The following is an 18908-nucleotide window of genomic DNA, read 5'->3' as shown; positions in this document are numbered from 1 at the left end:
GCGGCCGAAAGTAGCTGCTACAGGGGTGTATTCCACAGAGCTCGAAACAAATCCACATCGGTAGCCATCCGGCTGCCGGAGTACTCCGAATCTATGGGCGTGGATAGCCACGCCCAGGGCCGTCGTGTGCCCGGGCGCTGCTCGGGGAGTTGTGACACAAAGGCAGAACGGAGTGCTTGATGAGTTCATTGGCCACCGACCGCGTCAGCTCATGCCTCACCGACGACGATCCGGGCCAACCGTTCGCTCTCTCGCCCGGTCAGACGGCCCTGTGGTACGCGCAACGGATCCGGCCCGATATTCCCCTCACGATCGCTCATTACGTCGAACTGCACGGTGACCTGGACGTCGGCCGGTTGCTGTACGCGGTCGAACGCTACGGTGCCGAATCCCAGGTGGGACACGTGCGCCTACTCGAGATCGACGGCGTGCCACATCAGCGGGTCGACCTGGCGTGGCGGCCGGGCTGGGCCCGGATCGACCTGCGCGGCGAGCCCGACCCGCGCGCCGCGGCGCTGCGCTGGATGAACGACCACGCCAGCACCCCCATCGATATGGAGCGCGAGCCGCTCACCATCAATGTCGTGTTGCGGATCGGTGACCAGGACTGGTTCTGGTACGAACGCGGACACCACATCGTTATCGACGGTTACGGTGCGATGAACGCGCTGACTCGCACGGCCGAGATCTACACCGCCATCGGCGAGCAGCGCGAACCGTCGGTCTCGCGCGCCGCCGCGCTGGTCGACCTCTACGCCGACGAGTCCCGCTACCGCGAGTCCAGCCGCTGCCGCGCCGATCGCGAGTACTGGACCGAACAGCTCGCCGGTGTGGGCGAGCCGATGACGCTGTCGTCGGTGACCGTCACCGGCGACACCCACGATCCGGGTCGGCATCGCGCCACCGCGGTCCTCGATCCCGATCTCGACACCCTGCTCACCGAGGCGATCGCCACGCACGGCTCGGCCAACTCCGCGCTCATCGTCGCGGCGCTGGCCGCCTACGTGCGGTCGGTGACCGGTGACTCCGATGTCGTTCTGAGCCTTCCGGTCTCGGCCCGCACCACCGTCGCGTTGCGCCGTTCGGCGGGTGTGGTGTCGAACGTGGTGCCGCTGCGGGTGCGCTTCGACGAGCACACCACCGTGGCCGACGTCGTGCGCCAGACCGAGCTGCAGATCACCGGCGCGCTGCGGCACCAGCGCTACCGTTCCGACGACATCCGCCGCGACTGCGGCTACTCGCGCGACGCGCGTGGCTTCTTCGGCCCGATGGTCAACATCATGCTGTTCCACGACGAGCTGAAGTTCGGCGACATCGCCGGCCAGCTGCATGTGCTCGCGACCGGCCCCGTCGAAGACCTCTCGATCAACATCTACAACGGCGACGGCGGCCGCATCCAGCTCGACTTCGAAGCCAATCCCAAACTCTACGGTGAGGCCGAGGTCGCCGCCCACCACGGGCGCTACCTGGATTTCCTCGCCCGCTTCCTGGCTGCCGAGCCCACCACCCCCACCCGCGCGCTGACCGCGATCACCACCGCGGAGCAGGCGCGGGTCCTGCGTGAGTGGAACGCCACCGAGATGCCGGTGCCGACCGCCACGCTGGTGTCGCTGTTCACCGACCAGGCGCGGCGCAGCCCGCATGCCGTCGCGCTCGAATTCGGTGACCGCGCAATCGGTTACGCCGAACTCGCCGATCGGGTGAACCAGCTGGCGCGCGAGCTCATCGCGCGGGGTGCCGGCCCGGAGACGACGGTCGGGCTGTGCCTGCACCGCAGTGTCGAGATGGTCATCGGCATGTACGCGGTCCTCGCCACCGGCGCCGCCTACCTGCCGCTGGACCCGGAACACCCCGCCGACCGCATCGAATCCGTGGTGGCGCAGGCGCGACCGGTGTGCGTGCTCACCGCGGCCCGCGACCTGGTGCGCCTGCCCGAGGGCGTGGCACGGGTGGATCTGGACACCCTCGACGTCACCGGGCACGACGTCGCGCCGATCACCGACGCCGATCGGCGCGCGCCACTGCGCCCCGAGCACCTCGCCTACGTCATCTTCACCTCCGGCTCGACCGGCAAGCCCAAGGGCGTCGGCGTCACGCACGCGTCGATCGTCAACCGGCTGCGCTGGATGCAGGCCGAGTACCCGCTCGACCACACCGACGCCGTCCTGCAGAAGACACCCGCCACCTTCGACGTATCGGTGTGGGAGTTCTTCTGGCCGTTGCAGGTCGGCGCGCGCCTGGTCGTCGCCGCGCCCGACGGACATCGGGACCCGGCCTACCTCGCCCGCATCATCACCGAGAAATCCATCACCACGGCGCATTTCGTGCCGTCGATGCTGTCGCTGTTCGTCACCGACCCGCGGGTGGCAGGCGGGGCCGGGCTGCGCCGGGTGTTCTGCAGTGGAGAGGCGTTGCCGGGAGCCACCGTCGCCGACTTCCACACCGCGCTGCACGGCCCCACCGGTGGTCCGGAGCTGCACAACCTGTACGGGCCCACCGAGGCGGCCGTCGACGTCACCTATTGGCCGTGCCCGGCCGAGGCGACCACGGTGCCGATCGGCTCGCCGGTGTGGAACACCCAGACCTACGTGCTCGACCCGCAGCTGCGCCCGGTCCCGCCCGGGGTCGTCGGCGAGCTCTACCTGGCGGGCACGCAGCTGGCGCGCGGATACCTCGGCCGTCCCGATCTGACCGCCGACCGATTCGTCGCCAATCCGTTCACTCCCGGTGCGCGCATGTACCGCACCGGTGACCTGGCGCGCTGGCAGCTCGACCGGCCGATCCTGGAATACCTGGGGCGCACCGACTTCCAGGTCAAGATCCGCGGTCTGCGCATCGAACTCGGTGAGATCGAATCCGCGCTGCTCGCTCAGGACCACATCGCCCGCGCGGTCTGTGTGGCACGCGCGGGGCGCACCGGTGACGACGAACTCGTCGCCTACGTGGTGGCCACGCCGGGCAGCGCGGCCCCCGAGCCCGCCGTCCTGCTGTCGGGACTGCGACGCGGTCTGCCGTCCTACATGGTGCCCTCGGCGCTGGTCGTACTCGACGAACTGCCGTTGAGCGCCAACGGCAAGGTCGATCGCAAGGCGCTGCCCGAGCCGACCGTGGGCGTGCGGCTCACCACCGGTGCCGCCGCACCGCAGACCGAGCTGGAATGCGCGCTCGCCGAGATCTTCACCGAGGTGCTGGCCCTCGACGGCACCGCGATCGGCATCGAGGACAGCTTCTTCGATCTCGGCGGCAACTCGCTGGTCGCGGCCCGCGCGGTCGCGCGGATCAACACCACCCTCGACGCGAACCTGACCATCCGGGACCTGTTCGAGGCGTCGACCATCGCGGCGCTGGCCGGCTACATCAGCACCCACAAGCCCGAAACCTCCACGCCGAAGCTGGTTCCCGCGGTCCGGCCCGAACGGGTGCCGCTGTCGCTGGCCCAGCAGCGGCTGTGGATTCTCAACCGATTCGCCGAACACGCCGCGGCCTACAACATGCCGCTCGCGCTGCGCCTGACCGGGCGCCTCGACCTCGACGCCCTGCGGGCCGGCCTGCGCGACGTGCTGGACCGGCACGAGAGCCTGCGGACCAGTTTCCCGGAGGGGCCGGACGGCGCCTACCAGCTGATCCATCCCGCGGCCGCGGTGGAACCGGACCTGGCACCGGTCGACGTCGTCGCTGCCGATCTCACCGACCTCGTCGCCGAGGCGACCGGCCGCGGCTTCGATCTGCGCACCGAGACCCCGTTGCGGGTCGCTCTGTTCCGGGTCGGCGCCGACGAGCACGTCCTGCTGGTGGTGCTGCACCACATCAGCGGCGACGGTTGGTCGATCGCGCCGCTGGCCAGGGACCTGATGTCGGCCGTGGCCGCCAGGGCGCAGGGCGCCGCGCCGCAGTGGACCCCGCTGCCGGTGCAGTACGCCGACTTCGCGCTGTGGCAGCGGGAACTGCTCGGGGACGAGACCGATCCCGAAGCGCCCCTGGGCAAGCAGCTCGGCCACTGGCGCGACGCGCTGGCGGGGCTGCCCGATCAGCTCGACCTGCCGCTGGACCGCCCGCGCCCGCTGCGGCGCGGCACCGGCGGCGACACGGTGGGATTCACCATCGACGCCGAAATGCGCCGGGCGGTCAGCGAACTCGCGCACAGCCACGGCGTGAGCATGTTCATGGTGCTGCACGCGGTCCTGGCGGCCCTGCTGGCCCGGATCTGCGCGGGCAACGACATCACGATCGGCACGCCCATCGCGGGCCGGTCCGATCCGGCCCTCGACGAGCTGGTCGGCATGTTCGTCAACACGCTGGTGCTGCGCACCGAGGTCGACCCGGCCGCCGGCTTCGACCGGATGCTCGACCAGGTCCGCGAGACCGACCTCGACGCCTTCGCCAACCCCGACGTGCCGTTCGAGCGCCTCGTCGACCTCGTCAACCCGGAACGCTCCACGGCCCGGCACCCGCTGTTCCAGGTGATGCTGTCCTACGACCGCACCCCGGAACTGCGCGTCGAATTGCCCGGTGTCAGTGCCGAACTCGTGCCGCTGGAGTCCGGCGTCGCCAAGTTCGACCTGCAGCTCGAGGTGCGCGACAACCACGACGACGGACCACTGGACGCCGAATTCGGCTTCGCCACCGACGTCTTCGATCGCGCGACGGTCGAGGCCATCGCCCGCCGGTTCACCACGCTGCTGGCCGCGGTGGTGGCCGACCCGACCCGGCCGATCGGCGATCTCGACCTGCTCGAGCGCCGCGAGATCGCGCGGCTGGTGCCCGTCGCGGGCGCACCGGCCGAGCCTGCCGGCACCCTGGCCCGGCTGCTCGGGGAGATCGCGCAGCGGCTGCCGGACGCCGTCGCCGTGCGCTACCTCGGCTTCGACACCACCTACCGCGAGCTCGACGAACGCTCGAACCGGTTGGCGCGCAGCCTGATCGCGCACGGCGCCGGTCCGGAAGCGGTGGTCGCGGTCGCGCTGCCCCGCAGTCTGGAGTCGATCGTCGCCATCTGGGCGGTGGCCAAGTCCGGCGCCGCGTACGTGCCCGTCGATCCGGCCTACCCGGCCGAGCGGATCGCACACATGATCGGCGACTCCGGCGCCGCGCTCGGGCTCACCCTGCCCGAACACCTCGCCGCGCTGCCCACCACCACGGGCAAGCACCGCAAGGCGCCGGAGTGGCTGGTGTTCGGCACCGCCGAATTCGAGGCGGACTGCGCGAGCCGTTCGGCCACCCCGCTCACCGACACCGACCGCAGTCACCCGATGCGTGCCGGTCAGCCCGCGTACCTGATCTACACCTCCGGGTCGACGGGCACGCCCAAGGCCGTGGTCGTCACCCATGCCGGCATCGCCTCGCTCGCCAGCGAGCAGACGCAGCTGTTCAAGGTGACCGACGCGGCGCGGACCATGCATTTCTCCTCGCCCAGCTTCGACGCCTCGGTGCTCGAGCTGCTGCTCGGCTTCGCGGCGGGGGCGACCGTCGTCGTCGCGCCCGCCGATCTGTACGGCGGCGTGGAACTGGCGAACTTCCTGCGCTCGGAGCGGATCACCCACGCGTTCATCACTCCGGCCGCGCTGGCCACGGTGCCCGCCGGCGACTTCCCGGACCTGGGCACGGTCATCGTCGGTGGTGAGGCCTGCTCGGACGAGCTGGTGCAGCGGTGGGCGACGAACTACCGGATGCACAACATGTACGGGCCGTCGGAGGCGACCGTCGCGGTCACCGCGAGCGCGGCCATGGTGGCGGGGGAGCCGGTGCCGCTGGGCGCGCCGGTGCGTGGCATGCGGCTGTTCGTGCTCGACGGCCGCCTGCGCCCGGTGCCGCCGGGGACCCCGGGTGAGCTCTACGTGTCCGGTCCCGGTGTCGCCCGCGGCTATCTCGGCAAGCTCGCGCTCACCGCGCAGCGATTCGTCGCCAACCCGCACGGGCGCGTCGGCGAACGCATGTACCGCACCGGCGATCTCGTCGTCTCCGACGGCGTGGGCCGATTGCGCTTCCTCGGTCGCGCCGACGACCAGATCAAGATCCGCGGCTTCCGGATCGAACTGCGCGAGGTCGACCACGTCCTGCGCGAACACCCGGGCGTGCGCTCGGCGCTGACCGTCGTGCACGTCGACGAGCAGGGCCAGCAGCGGCTCGCGTCGTACGTGACCGCCGACCGCCCGGTCGACCCGGCCGCGGTGCTCGACACCGCGCGCGGCAGGCTGCCCGGCTACATGGTGCCGGCCGCGCTGGCCGTGCTGGACCGGATGCCGGTGACCCCGGCGGGCAAACTGGACCGAAAGGCGCTGCCCGCACCGGAATTCGCCGTCGCCGCCGGATCACGCGCACCTCGCACGCACCTGGAGATGCGGGTCGCCGCGGTATTCACCGAGATTCTCGGCCGCCCGGTTCCCGGCGCCGAGGACAGCTTCTTCGAGATCGGCGGCAACTCGCTGCTGGCCACCCGGCTCGCGGCGGCCGTGCACGCGGATTTCAGTGTGGACCTGCCGGTCCGGCAGATCTTCGAGGCGCCGACCGTGGCTGGCATCGCCCAGCTGATCACGGAAGCGCCCCGGACGCAGCGGGTGGCGCTGGCGGTACACACCCCACGCCCGGGACGCATACCACTGTCGCTGCCGCAGCAGCGGCTGTGGTTCCTCAACAGATTGTCCCCCGAATCCAGCGCCTACAACATCGCATTCGTCTTGCGAATCGGCGGAGATCTGGACATCAGCGCTTTGCGGTCCGCACTCACCGATCTGGTGGAGCGCCACGAGGTGCTGCGCACGATCTTCCCGGAGGATCTGTCCGGCGCCCAGCAGATCGTGCTGCCGGTCGCCGCGGCGCTGCCCGCGCTCGAGGCCGTCGACGCCGATCCGGACCAGGCGCTCGATGCGCTGACCACGTTGGCCCGGCAGGGCTTCGACCTCACCGGCCAGACCCCGCTGCGGGCCCGGCTGCTGCGGGTCGGGCCGGGGGAGCATCTGCTCGGCGTGGTCGTGCACCACATCGCAGCCGACGGCTGGTCGCTCGGTCCGCTCACCCGGGACCTGGCGCTGTCGTATGTGGCCAGAGCGGCGGGCACCGAACCGGTGCGCGCGCCACTGCCCGTGCAGTACGCCGACTTCAGCCTGTGGCAGCGCGCGGTTCTCGGCGCCGAGGACGACCCGGACAGCATCGCCGCCACCCAGCTCGCGCACTGGCGCGCGGCCCTGGCCGAACTGCCCGACGAACTGCCGCTGCCGTTCGACCGGCCGCGTCCAGCCGAACCGACCGGAGTGGCGGGCAGCGTGCGGTGTGAGATCTCGGCACCGTTGCAGCGCGCCATGCAGGAGCTGGCCGCGGAGACGGGTGTCAGCTTGTTCATGGTGGTCCGCTCGGCGCTGGCGGTGCTGTTGCGCAGCGTCACCGGTGGTCGCGACATCCCGATCGGCACGCCGGTGGCCGGCCGCACCGACATCCAGCTCGACGATCTGGTCGGCATGTTCGTCAACACGCTGGTCCTGCGGTCCGACGTGGACCCGGGCCGCAGCTTCGTCGACCTGCTGCACGCCGACCGCGACGACGAACTCGCCGCGATCGCCAACTCCGACCTGCCGTTCGAGCGCGTCGTCGACGCGCTCGGCCGCGACAGCAGGGCGAGCAACCGGCACCCGCTGTTCCAGGTCGCGCTGAGCATGCAGGACGACCGCACGCCGGAACTGGAACTGCCGGGTCTGCGGCTGGCGGCCGAGGAACTCGACATCGCCCGCGCCAAGTTCGATCTGGAGCTGCGGGTGGCGCCCGGCGACGGCGAGACCCGCACGTTCGACTTCGTGTACGCCGCCGAGATGTTCGACGCCGCCACGGTCGAGACCATGGCCATCCGGTTCGTCGAGATCCTCACCCAGGTGACGGCCGATCCGCGACAGCTGGTCTGCGAGATCGACGCCCTCACGGTGTCCGAGCGCCGGTCGCTGGTGCCCGCGCAGGGACCGGCCGCGGTGACCCCGATCGTGCTGGCCGACATCGTCGAACGCGCGGCCACCACCTTCGCCCATCGCCCGGCCCTGCGCTGGTTCGCCGGCGGCAGCGTCGCCGGTGCGGTGGGGGAGCTGAACTACGACGAGGTCGGCTTCCGGGCGCATCGGCTCGGGCGTGCGCTGATCGCTCGCGGCATCGGCACCGGCGACCGCGTCGCGGTCGGCCTGACCCGCGGATTGGACTGCGCGCTGGCCATTTTCGGCGTCGCGGCCAGCGGCGCGGCCTTCGTGCCGGTCGACCCGCGCTACCCCGCCGACCGGGTGCGGCACATGCTCACCGACTCCGGTGCGCGCGCGGTGATCACCACGACGGCCGATGCCGAGTCGCTGCGCGAGGCGGCCGGTCCACTCGACACCCAGTGGCTGCTGGTGGACGACGAGGCACTGCACGCCGAACTGGCGGGCTACGACAGCGTGCCGATCACCGACGCGGAGCGCATCCGGCCGGTGCGCCCCGCCGACCTGGCCTACCAGATCTACACCTCGGGCTCCACGGGTCTGCCGAAGGGCGTGACCGTCACCCACAGCGGTCTGGTGAGCCTGGCGGTGGACCTGCAGGAGCGGATGGGCCTGGACCGCTTCGCCCGCACGTTCTTCTTCTCCACCCCGAGCTTCGACGTCTCCGTGCTCGACATGCTGCTGGCGGTCTGGTCCGGGGCCGAGATGGTGATCGGCCCGATCGACATCTACGGTGGCGACGAGCTCGGCGCGCTGCTCGAGCGTGAGGACATCACCCACACCTTCCTGACCCCGGCGGTGCTCGCCTCGATCGACGCCACCCGCTGGCCGCTGCCGCGGCTGCGCGGACTCATGGCCGGCGGCGAGGCCGTGCCGCCGGACCTGGTGGAGAACTGGGCGCCGGGCCGCCGGTTCGTGAACGCCTACGGCCCCACCGAGTTCACCGTCATCGCGGCGATGTCGCAGCTGCGCGTCGGTGTCCCGGTGACCATCGGCACGCCGGTGCGTGGTGCGCAGGTCCTCGTGCTGGACGAGCGGCTGCGGCCGGTCGCCACGGGCGTGCCCGGCGAGCTCTACCTCGGCGGCGCGGGCATCGCGCAGGGGTACCACCAGCGGTCCGGCCTGACCGCCGGGCGCTTCGTCGCGGATCCGGCCGGGCCCGCGGGCGCCCGGATGTATCGCACCGGTGACGTCGTGCGCTGGACCGCCGACGGCGAACTGGACTACCTGGGCCGCAGCGACCACCAGGTCAAGGTGCGTGGCTTCCGGATCGAGCTCGGCGAGATCAGCGCCGTGCTCGGCAGCCATCCCGAGGTGCGCTTCGCGCACACCGAGGTCAGGCGGATCGCCGGCGACGACCGCATCGTGTCCTGGGTGCAGCTGGCCGAGGGCACCGACCCGACCGAACTGGCTCGGGTCCGAAACCACGCGGCGGCCCGGCTGGCCGGGCACATGGTGCCCGCGTCGCTGACCCTGCTCGACCGCGTACCGCTGACCCCGGTCGGCAAGCTGGACCGGGGCGCGCTGCCGGAACCGGAGTTCACCGCCACCGCGGGCCGCGCGCCGCAGACCGCGTCCGAGCGGCTCGTCGCGCGGGTGTTCGAGGAACTGGTCGGCGGTAACGAGGTCTCCGCCACCGACAGCTTCTTCGACATCGGCGGCAACTCGCTGCTGGCCACCCAGCTGGTGGCGCGGCTGGCCGCCGCCAGCAATGTGCGGCTGGAGGTGCGGACCGTGTTCGCCGCGCCGACCGTCGAAGAGCTGGCCGCGCTCATCGAGTCCGGGCCGTCCGGCGACGAAGGCCGCCCCGACCTGGTGAAGCAGGAACGCCCGGAGCGGATTCCGCTGTCCGCGGCCCAGCGCAGGCTCTGGTTCCTGAACCGGTTCAACGCGGGCGCCGAGGGCGAGAGCCAGTCGGCGGGCGCCTACAACATCCCGGTCGTGCTGCGCTTGCACGGCCCGATCGACCTCGATGCGCTCATTGCGTCTTTGCACACGGTGCAACGTCGGCACGAGACCCTGCGCACGGTGTTCCCGGAGAGCGCGGGCGAGCCCGAACAGCTCGTACTCGATCCGGAGATCGCGGCCGTCACGCTGTTCCACGCGACGGCGACCCCCGACGAGGTCGGCGCGGCGGTGACCCGCTTCGTCACCCCGGGCTTCGACCTGTCGTCCTCGGTGCCGATGCGAGCCGCGTTGATCACCGTCGACCACACCGGCCTGCCGGTACCCGCCCAGGCCAAGCTGGCCGTCGCGGGGTCCAAGGAGCACGTGCTGGTGCTCGTCGTGCACCACATCGCGATGGACGGCTGGTCGCTGGAACCGCTGGCCGGGGAAGTGGCCGCCGCCTACCGCGGCATCCGCGAGGGCGAGCCGTTCGGCGAGCTGATCCCGGAGATCCAGTACACCGACTACACGCTGTGGCAGCAGGAACTCCTCGGCACCGAGGACGACCCCGACTCGTTGATCAGCAAGCAGCTCGCGCACTGGCGCGAGGCGCTCGACGGCCTGCCCGAACTGATCACGGTCCCGGCCGACCGGCCGCGCCCGCCGGTGCCCTCCTACCGGGGCGGCACGGTCGACTGCGAGGTCGACGCGGCCACCCACCGGGCGCTGCGCGGCATCGCCACGGCCAACAACGTCAGCATGTTCATGGTGTTGCACGCGGCCCTGGCCGTGCTGCTGCACCGGGTCACCGGTGACGACGACATCGCCGTGGGTACCGCGACGGCGGGCCGTGGCCACCCGGCCCTGGACTCGATGATCGGCATGTTCGTCAACACCCTGGTGCTGCGCACCGAGGTCACCGACGAGCGCGCCTTCATCGACCTGCTGCGTTCGGTGCGCGACCGCGACCTCGACGCGTTCGCCAACGCCGACATGCCGTTCGAGCGGCTCGTCGAGGTGCTCAATCCGGCGCGCTCCCAGGCACATCACCCGCTGTTCCAGGTGATGTTGTCGGTGCGCAACGCCCCGGTGCGGATGCTCGAGCTGCCCGGGCTGCGGATCGAGGCGGTCGAGGCCGACGCCGGCATCGCCAAGTTCGACCTGCAGTTCACCTTCACCGAGACCGAGACCGCCGCGCGCGTCGCCGACGGTGTCACGCTGGCGGTGAACTACGCGGCGGACCTGTTCGACGAGGTCACCGCGCGCAGGCTGGGCGACCGGCTGGTGCGGCTGCTCACCGCGGTCGCGGCCGATCCGAACACGGCCGTGGGCGACCTCGCGCTGCTCGACGCCGTCGAGTGGACCGCGCTCGCGCCGGTGCACGGCACCCGCGCGGATACCCCGGTCAGCTTCGCCGAGGTGTTCGGTGCCGCCGTCGCCCGGTCCAGGGACGCGGTGGCGCTGTGTGCCGGCGACACGGTCGTCACCTACGACGCGCTCGACCGCTGGACCAACCGGCTCGCCCGGGTCCTCATCGCTCAGGGCATCGGCCCGGAAAGCCTGGTGGCCCTGGGAATTCCGCGCTCGGTGGAGTCGGTGGCGACGATGCTCGCCGTCGCCAAGGCCGGTGCGGCGTTCGTCCCGGTCGACCCCAACTACCCGGCCCAGCGGATCAGCCACATGCTCACCGATTCCGGTGCGGCCGTGGGCCTGACCCTGCTGGCGCACCGCGACCGGCTGCCCGGCGACTGCCGTTGGCTGGTGCTCGACGATCCGCACACCCGCGCGAAGGTGCTCGGCACCGACGATTCGCCGGTCACCGACGCCGACCGGATCCGGCCGCTGCGGGTGGCCAACCCGGCGTACGTGGTCTACACCTCCGGTTCCACCGGCACGCCGAAGGGCGTGGTGGTGACCCACGGCGGCATCTCGAACTTCGCCGCCGAGTGCGCGGATCGCTACGACGTGCGGCCCGGCAGCCGGGTCCTGCACTTCGCCACGCCGAGTTTCGACGGGTCGATGCTCGACATCCTGTTCGCGCTCGGCGGGGCGGCGACCCTGGTGATCGCACCACCCGGCATCGTCGGTGGCGAGGATCTGCGGCAGCTGTTCATCCGGGAGCGGATCACCCACGCGTTCATCACCACCGCCGCGCTCGGTACCGTCGACCCGGCGGGCGTGCACTCGCTGGCACACGTGCTCGTCGGTGGCGAGGCGCTGCCACCGGACCTGCTGGCCCGGTGGGCGCCGGGACGCAATTTCTACAACGTGTACGGCCCGACGGAGACGACGATCGTCACGCTGATGCCGCAGCCGATGAGCCCGCAGGGGCCGATCACCATCGGCGGCCCGATCCGCGGCGTCAGCGCCACCGTGCTGGACCGGCGGCTGCATCCGACCCCGATCGGCGTCACCGGCGAGCTGCAGCTGGCCGGTTCGGCGCTGGCTCGCGGCTACCACAACCGGCCGGGCCTGACCGCCCAGCGCTTCGTCGCCAATCCCTACGGCGCACCGGGCGAACGGATGTACCGCACGGGCGACCTGGTGCGCTGGCGCGACGGCGCGAAGTCGGCGCTCGATGTCGAGTACGTGGGCCGCACCGACCACCAGGTGAAGGTGCGTGGTTTCCGCATCGAACTCGGCGAGATCGACGTCGCGTTCGGCAGGCACGCCGATGTCGAGTTCGCGCTCACCATCGGGCACACCACCCAGGCGGGCGTCACCGCGCTGGTCTCGTACGTGAAGGCCAGGGCGGGCACCGCGCCGACGGTGCGGGAACTGCTCGACCACGTCGGCGGGCACGTGCCGAACTACATGGTTCCGCAGTCGGTCATGCTGCTCGACGAGGTGCCGCTCAGCCCCGTCGGCAAGCTGGACCGGGCCCGGCTGCCCGAGCCGGTGTTCCTCGCCGCCGAGGGCTACCGCGCGCCGGTGACCCCGGCCGAGGTGGCGCTGTGCACGGTGTTCGCCGAGGTGCTCGGGGTGGAGCGGGTCGGCGCCGACGACGGGTTCTTCGAACTCGGCGGCAACTCGCTGCTGGCTACCAAGGTCGTCGCCGCGCTGCGTGAGCAGGGCTACGACATGCCGGTGCAGCTGATGTTCGGCGACGCCACGCCGGCCGGCATCGCTGCCCGGCTCGACGGTGCCGACGCGGGCGCGGCGATGGCGGCGGCGACGGGGCCGGTGCTCGCCCTCCGTCCGTCCACCGGTCCGCACGACACCCCGCTGTTCTGCGTACACCCCGCGATCGGCCTGGCCTGGTGCTATGCCGGACTGCTCGCCCACCTCGCGCCCGAGCGTCCGGTGTACGGCCTGCAGGCGCCGCACGTGTCCGGCGACGACCGGTTCACCTCGATCCCCGAGGCGGCCGGACACTATGTGGCACACATCAAGTCGATCCAGCCGCACGGTCCCTACCACCTGCTCGGCTGGTCGCTCGGTGGCCTGATCGCGCAGGAAGTGGCGGTGCAGCTACAGGACGCGGGGGAGGACGTCGCGCTGCTGGCCATGATGGACAGCTACCAGCTCGGCGACCGCTGGCTCGACACCGCGATGCCGAGCGTGGCCGACATCCTCGGCGAGTTCGGCGCCGACATCCTCGGCGGGGCGCAGCTGCCCGCCGACATCGACCTGCACGAAGCGGCGGATCTGCTGCGGGCACAGCCGGGCCCGTTCGCCGCGCTCTCGGTCGAGAATCTCGAACGGCTCTACACCGGGTACGCCGACGGCACGGTGATGGCGAACCGGTTCCGGCCGCGCACCTTCGACGGCGACCTGGTGTTCTTCACCGCCGCGGCGGACGAGATCAACGCCGCCGATCCGGCCAGGTGCGCCGAGGCCTGGCAGCCGTTCGTCACCGGCAACATCCACAACCACGACCTGCCCTGCAGGCATGCGGCGATGACCACGCCGGAATCGCTGGCGGCGATCGGCCCCGTGCTGCATCGCCACCTCGACGCCGTCCCGGAGATCACCGTGTGCGGCGGCGGCCAGAAGGAGATGCGTCCGTGAGTTTGGCGGTAGAAGTACGTGGCCTGGCCAAGAGTTACGGCAAGGTGCGCGTGCTGAAGGAGATCGATCTGGAGATCCCGGCGGGCACGGTTCTCGGCCTGCTGGGTCCCAACGGCGCGGGCAAGACGACCACCGTGCGGGTCGTCACCACGCTGTTGCGGCCCGACGCGGGCTCGATCCGGGTCGCCGGTGTCGACGTGCTGGCCGACCCGGCCACCGCGCGCACCAGGATCGGCCTGTCCGGTCAGTACGCGGCCGTCGATGCGAACCTGACCGGCTACGAGAACCTACGGATGGTGGCGCGGCTGTACGGCATGTCCCGCAAGCAGGCGACCGCGCGGGCCGAGCAACTGCTCAACGCGCTCGGCCTCGAGTACGCGGCGGGCAGGCGCGCCGGCACCTACTCCGGCGGCATGGCGCGCCGGCTCGACCTGGCGGGCGCGCTGGTGGCCCGGCCGCCGGTGGTGGTGCTCGACGAGCCGACCACCGGGCTGGACCCGCGCGGGCGCCTGGACATGTGGCAGGTGATCGGTGACCTCGTCGACGACGGCACCACCGTGCTGCTCACCACCCAGTACCTCGAGGAAGCCGACCTGCTCGCCGACCGGATCACGGTCATCGACAAGGGCACGGTCATCGCGCGCGGCTCCGCCGACGAGCTGAAGACCTCCATCGGCGGCGACCGGCTCACCGTCACCCTGGCCGCGGGGCAGAACCCGAGTCCCGCGGTGCAGGTGCTGCAGCAGGTCGGGATCGGTGAACCGATCCACGAACCCGGCAGCGACGAGGTGTCGGTGGTGGTGGGCAACGGCTCGCGCACCATGGTCGAAGCACTGCGCCGCCTCGACGACGCGGGCGTGTGTGTTCTCGACGCCGTCGTCGTCCGGCCCACCCTCGACGACGTGTTCCTTTCCCTCACCGGCACCCCGGCCGAGCCGGCCGCCGAACCCGAAACCGACGACGTGCAAGAGGAGATCCTGTCGTGAGCGAGCCTCGGCGAGCGAACCATCGACACAGCGTGCGCACGCGCACCACGGAGCCGAGCGCCAGCGAGGTGCGGTCGTGAGTGTGGCACCCGAGGTCGCGGACGAGTACGAGACCCGTGACCTGCCGATTCAAACGAGTCCACCGCGTCCCGCCGCACCCGACGAGGCGCCGCCGCGGGCCCGGTTCATCCGCGACAGCGCGATCGTGGCGCACCGCAATCTGCTGACCATTCTGCGGGTGCCGACGCTGCTGGTGACCGCGACGATCCAGCCGCTGATGTTCGTATTCCTGTTCGCCTACATCTTCGGCGCGTCGCTGGGCGGCGACCAGTATCGCGAGTTCCTGCTCGCCGGCATCTTCACCCAGACGGTCGCGTTCAATGCCGCCTTCACCACGGTCGGCCTCGCGGGCGACCTGCAGAAGGGCATCATCGACCGGATGCGGACGCTGCCGATGTCGCGGCTGGCGGTGCTGATGGGCCGCACGCTGTCCGACCTGGTGGTCAACGTGCTGAGCCTGGGCGTGATGGTGATCTGCGGCTACATCGTCGGCTGGCGCATCCACGGCAGCGTCGCCGACGCGGCGCTGGCCTTCGCCATCATCCTGCTGTTCGCGTTCGCGATGTCGTGGGTCGGTGCCCTCACCGGGCTGATCTCACCGACGGTCGAGGTCGCGCAGAGCGCGGGCCTGATCTGGATGTTCCCACTGTCGTTCATCTCCTCGGCGTTCATCTCCGCCGAGACGCTGCCGGGCCCGCTGCGCACCATCGCCGAGTGGAACCCGATCACCGCGGTCTCGGCCGCGGGCCGCAAGCTGTTCGACAACGACGCTCCACCGTCGTTCGCCCCCGCCACCGGCTGGGCCGCCGACAACTGCGTGCTCTACGCGATCATCTGCTCGGTGGTGATCCTGGCGATCGCCATGCCCGCGGCGTTGCTCCAGTATCGAAAGGTCGCCAGCCACTGACCCTCCCGCGACCGGTACCGCCTGTCCCGCGAGGACATGGGTAACTCACCGGGTACCGGCAAACATGACAGGAGCGCTACCGGCAGCCGCGTGGCTGCCGGTAGCGCTCCTGTGTCTGGCCTGAATCCCGGGGAGGCGGGAAAGCCTCAGCCGCGGCGGCGCGTCTTGAGCAGTTCGAGGCGCTCCTTGAGCAGTTCCTCGAGCTCCTCCTTGCTGCGACGCTCCAGCAGCATGTCCCAGTGGGTGCGCGGCGGCTTGACCTTCTTGGTCTCCACCGTGGTGCCCTCCATGAGCTGACCTTCCTGGCCGTTGCGGCACAGCCAGGTCGGCGGGATCTCCGCGTCGTCGGCGAACGGGACGTCGAACTCCTCACCGTTGTCGGTGCGGTAGCGGGCGATCCGGCGGGGGGCCAGGTCGTGGTCGCGGTCGGTCTCGTAGCTCACCGCTCCGAGCCGACTGCCTCGGAGTACGCGATCTGCCATGTGTGCTCCCTGTCTTTGGCGGCTGGCGCCGGTCGTGGTCCTACCGTTAACGCACGGGACCTCTGAACTGTTCCATTGTAGTCGCAGCGGCGGACCGGCCGGGCGACCCCTGAGCCGGGACGGCCCGGTCCGTGCCCGCTGAGCGAGACCTGAGCCGCCCGACCGGCCGCCGGACCGATAGGGTTTCGCAGCATGTCGCGCAGTCGCCTGCTGTCCTGCCTGTGGTGCGGGCGGGAGATCGTGGATTCCGAGTCGGGGCGCCGTCGCCGCTATTGCCGCCAGTCGTGCCGTCAACGAGCCTACGAGCACCGCACCAGCCTCAAGGGAACCGGGATTCCGGAGGACGCCGTGGTGTTGTCCGCCCAGGAAGCCGCGGATCTGGCCGATCGCTGGTTCGCGGCCAGATGTGCCGCGGAGGATGTGGCGACGGCGGTGGCCGAGGGGGCCGAGCACGCCGAGCTGGCCCAGCTCAGCGCCACCCTGGTGCAGCTGTCGCGCGAAGCCGAGCGGTTGCGCTGAAAGCCCTGGGGCCCACCGCACCTCGGTGCGATGGGCCCCAGGGGCGAGCGAGGCTAGCTGATGTCCGCGGATTCGCGGGCCCGCAGGTACACGGCCGCCACGCCACCCGCGACGAGCAGCGCGAGCGCGGTCGCGGCGCCCACGGTGGCGAGGTCGGGGCTGACCAGCGGCTGACCGCGGAGCGCTTGCCAGAGCACGAGGATGAGCACTCCGAAGTAGCCGAGCACCGCGACCCCGAGCAGCGCCGCGCGGATGGTCTCCGCGCGCAGCCACCGATACCGGGGTGCCAGGGCGACCAGCACGACGGCCAGGAGCAGTAGCACCTGGATGCCGTGCAGCCCGACGAAGTGCGGGATGCGCAGGTCGCCGCCGGTGGTGCTCCAATGGGTCAGCGGCATCGCGCCGACCCCGTCGCGGACCGCGTCGCCGTGCGCGCCACCCGCGCGGACGGTGTGCCCGGCCATCAAGCCGACGACGGTGCCGTCGGACCGGCGCACCAGTTGCGGCCCGGTGAAGCCCATGAGATACCCGAGCGCCATGCCGACCACCGCCAGCCACAGTCCGGCTTTCAACGCGATCCGGGTCGGCCGGTCGGCCAGCTTCTGCCACGAGATGATCAGGGCGAGCACGAGATTGGCGAGGAACAGGCCGGGCACGCCGGAGGCGAAGACCTGCTGGCCGATCTGGTTGACGGTCTCCTCGGCGGTGTTGAAATGGCTGAACGTGCCGCGCGCGGCCTGCAGCGCGATGAACCCGACGTCGGCGATCCCGGTGACGGCGAAGACGGTGCCCAGCCACCAGGTCGCCCGCCTGCCCCGGTGCGGCAGCCGCAGGATCCAGGCCAGCGTCACGCCGTAGAGGGCGAAGGCGAGCCCGAACTTGGCGGGTTTGAGCCAGACCGACTCGCCGAGCAGCGTCCGGTCGTCGACCAGCATGCCGACCACCGACACCAGCACGAGCGCGCTCATCAGCGCGGAGTTCACCAGCAGCGGGCCGTGCCAGGGGGCGCGGTCGGTCCCGACACCGCGCGCGGGTGCGGCGGGGAACCGGAGGCGGGACAGGGTGTGGGAGAGATCGATCGTCGCCATGTCTCGACGGTAGAAATCCGGTGCGCCGCAAGACCTCCCGCTGCGGAACGGTTCGCGACCAGTACCCGGGTAGGGGGAAGGCCCTACTCCGGTGCGGTCATCGGGATCGGATCAGATCCCCAGGCGCCAGATGACGGCGTCGACCGCGCGCGGCGAGACGGTCGCGACGGCCTGCAGCAGGCGGGTGTAGCGGGGATACAGCTCGATCGGCCGGGTCCGGATCGCGGTGCGGATCCAGTCCGCGGCCTGCTCCGCGGTCAACGCCGCCGACTCGTCGTAGGCGCCGGTCGGGGCGATCATCTCGGTTCGCACCAGCGGGAATCCGACCGTGGTGACATGCACGCCGCGCGCTCTGGTCTCGGCGCCCAGGCTGCGCCCGAACGCGCCGAGCGCGGCCTTGGAGGCGTGGTAGGCGGTGAACATCGGCATCGTGCCGGCGGCGACGCCCCAGGTGGCGACATTGACGACGTGTCCGTCGCCGGTCGCGAGCATCGAGGGCAGCAGGCCCATGGTGAGGCGGGCCGCGCCGAAGTAGTTCAGCGCCATGGTGCGTTCGTAGTCGTGGAACCGGTCGGTGGCGTCGGCGGCGCGACGGCGGATCGAGCGCCCGGCGTTGTTGACCAGCACGTCGATCGTGCCGTACTGCTCGAGCACGGTCTTGACCAGGTCGTCGGTCTCCCCGGGGTCGGACAGGTCGCAGGTGACGGCCTCGGCCCGGCCGCCGGCCGCGCGCACGGCGTCGCGCACCTCGAGCAGCGGTTCGGCGGCACGGGCGATGAGGATCAGCCGCGCGCCGTCGCGTCCCAGCGCGAGCGCGGCGGCCCGGCCGACGCCGGACGACGCGCCGGTCAGCAGGACGGTCTTGCCGGCGATCTCGTGCCGTTCGCCGAGCACGAGTCGCGCCACGGTGCGCGGCAACGCGGGCGGGTTGAGCAGCAGGGACTGCGCGAGGCGGTCGAGCACGGGGACTCCTGGCGTCGAGGGGGCCGAATTAATTTACTATCTAGTAAATTACAAAT

At 71.2% G+C, this 18908-nt stretch carries 7 protein-coding genes; 4 read left to right on the top strand and 3 right to left on the bottom strand.

Going from position 1 to position 18908, the window contains the following annotated elements:
• Nucleotides 1-179: 179 nt before the first annotated feature.
• The 3 genes from Q7X29_RS20770 to Q7X29_RS20760 all read left to right on the top strand — a co-directional run bounded on the left by Q7X29_RS20770 (nt 180) and on the right by Q7X29_RS20760 (nt 15800).
• Nucleotides 180-13847 (top strand): non-ribosomal peptide synthetase, encoded by a 13668-nt coding sequence (locus tag Q7X29_RS20770; protein ID WP_316575120.1) that lies wholly within the window; start codon nt 180-182, stop codon nt 13845-13847.
• Nucleotides 13844-14833, top strand: a complete 990-nt coding sequence (locus Q7X29_RS20765; protein WP_218722330.1) for an ATP-binding cassette domain-containing protein — start codon at nt 13844-13846, stop codon at nt 14831-14833. The genes Q7X29_RS20770 and Q7X29_RS20765 overlap by 4 nt, the downstream gene beginning before the upstream one ends.
• A 187-nt stretch (nt 14834-15020) precedes the next feature.
• Entirely contained in the window at nt 15021-15800 is a 780-nt protein-coding gene (locus tag Q7X29_RS20760) for an ABC transporter permease (RefSeq protein ID WP_218722357.1), read from the top strand.
• A 146-nt stretch (nt 15801-15946) separates the two neighbouring features.
• On the opposite strand, the gene Q7X29_RS20755 is transcribed toward Q7X29_RS20760, so the two are convergent.
• Nucleotides 15947-16282 (bottom strand): RNA polymerase-binding protein RbpA, encoded by a 336-nt coding sequence (locus Q7X29_RS20755; RefSeq protein WP_110040609.1) that lies wholly within the window; start codon nt 16280-16282, stop codon nt 15947-15949.
• A 192-nt stretch (nt 16283-16474) separates the two neighbouring features.
• Between Q7X29_RS20755 and Q7X29_RS20750 the strand changes: the two genes are divergently transcribed.
• Nucleotides 16475-16801 carry a hypothetical protein gene (locus tag Q7X29_RS20750; RefSeq protein ID WP_218722331.1) on the top strand — a complete coding sequence of 109 codons (327 nt, stop codon included), beginning with the start codon at nt 16475-16477 and terminating at the stop codon, nt 16799-16801.
• Nucleotides 16802-16854: 53 nt separating this feature from the next.
• Here the strand turns inward: Q7X29_RS20750 and Q7X29_RS20745 are convergent, their stop codons facing one another.
• Both Q7X29_RS20745 and Q7X29_RS20740 read right to left on the bottom strand, forming a co-directional pair.
• Nucleotides 16855-17889 carry a hypothetical protein gene (locus Q7X29_RS20745; protein ID WP_218722332.1) on the bottom strand — a complete coding sequence of 345 codons (1035 nt, stop codon included), beginning with the start codon at nt 17887-17889 and terminating at the stop codon, nt 16855-16857.
• Between the two features lie 111 nt (nt 17890-18000).
• Nucleotides 18001-18852 carry an SDR family oxidoreductase gene (locus Q7X29_RS20740; protein WP_316575119.1) on the bottom strand — a complete coding sequence of 284 codons (852 nt, stop codon included), beginning with the start codon at nt 18850-18852 and terminating at the stop codon, nt 18001-18003.
• Nucleotides 18853-18908 lie beyond the last annotated feature (56 nt).

This window comes from Nocardia canadensis (genome assembly GCF_032656385.1).
In the GTDB taxonomy this organism is placed as follows: Bacteria; Actinomycetota; Actinomycetes; order Mycobacteriales; family Mycobacteriaceae; genus Nocardia; species Nocardia canadensis.
The sequence above is the reverse complement of the archived record's forward strand: the minus strand, read 5'-3'. Positions and strand labels throughout refer to the sequence as shown.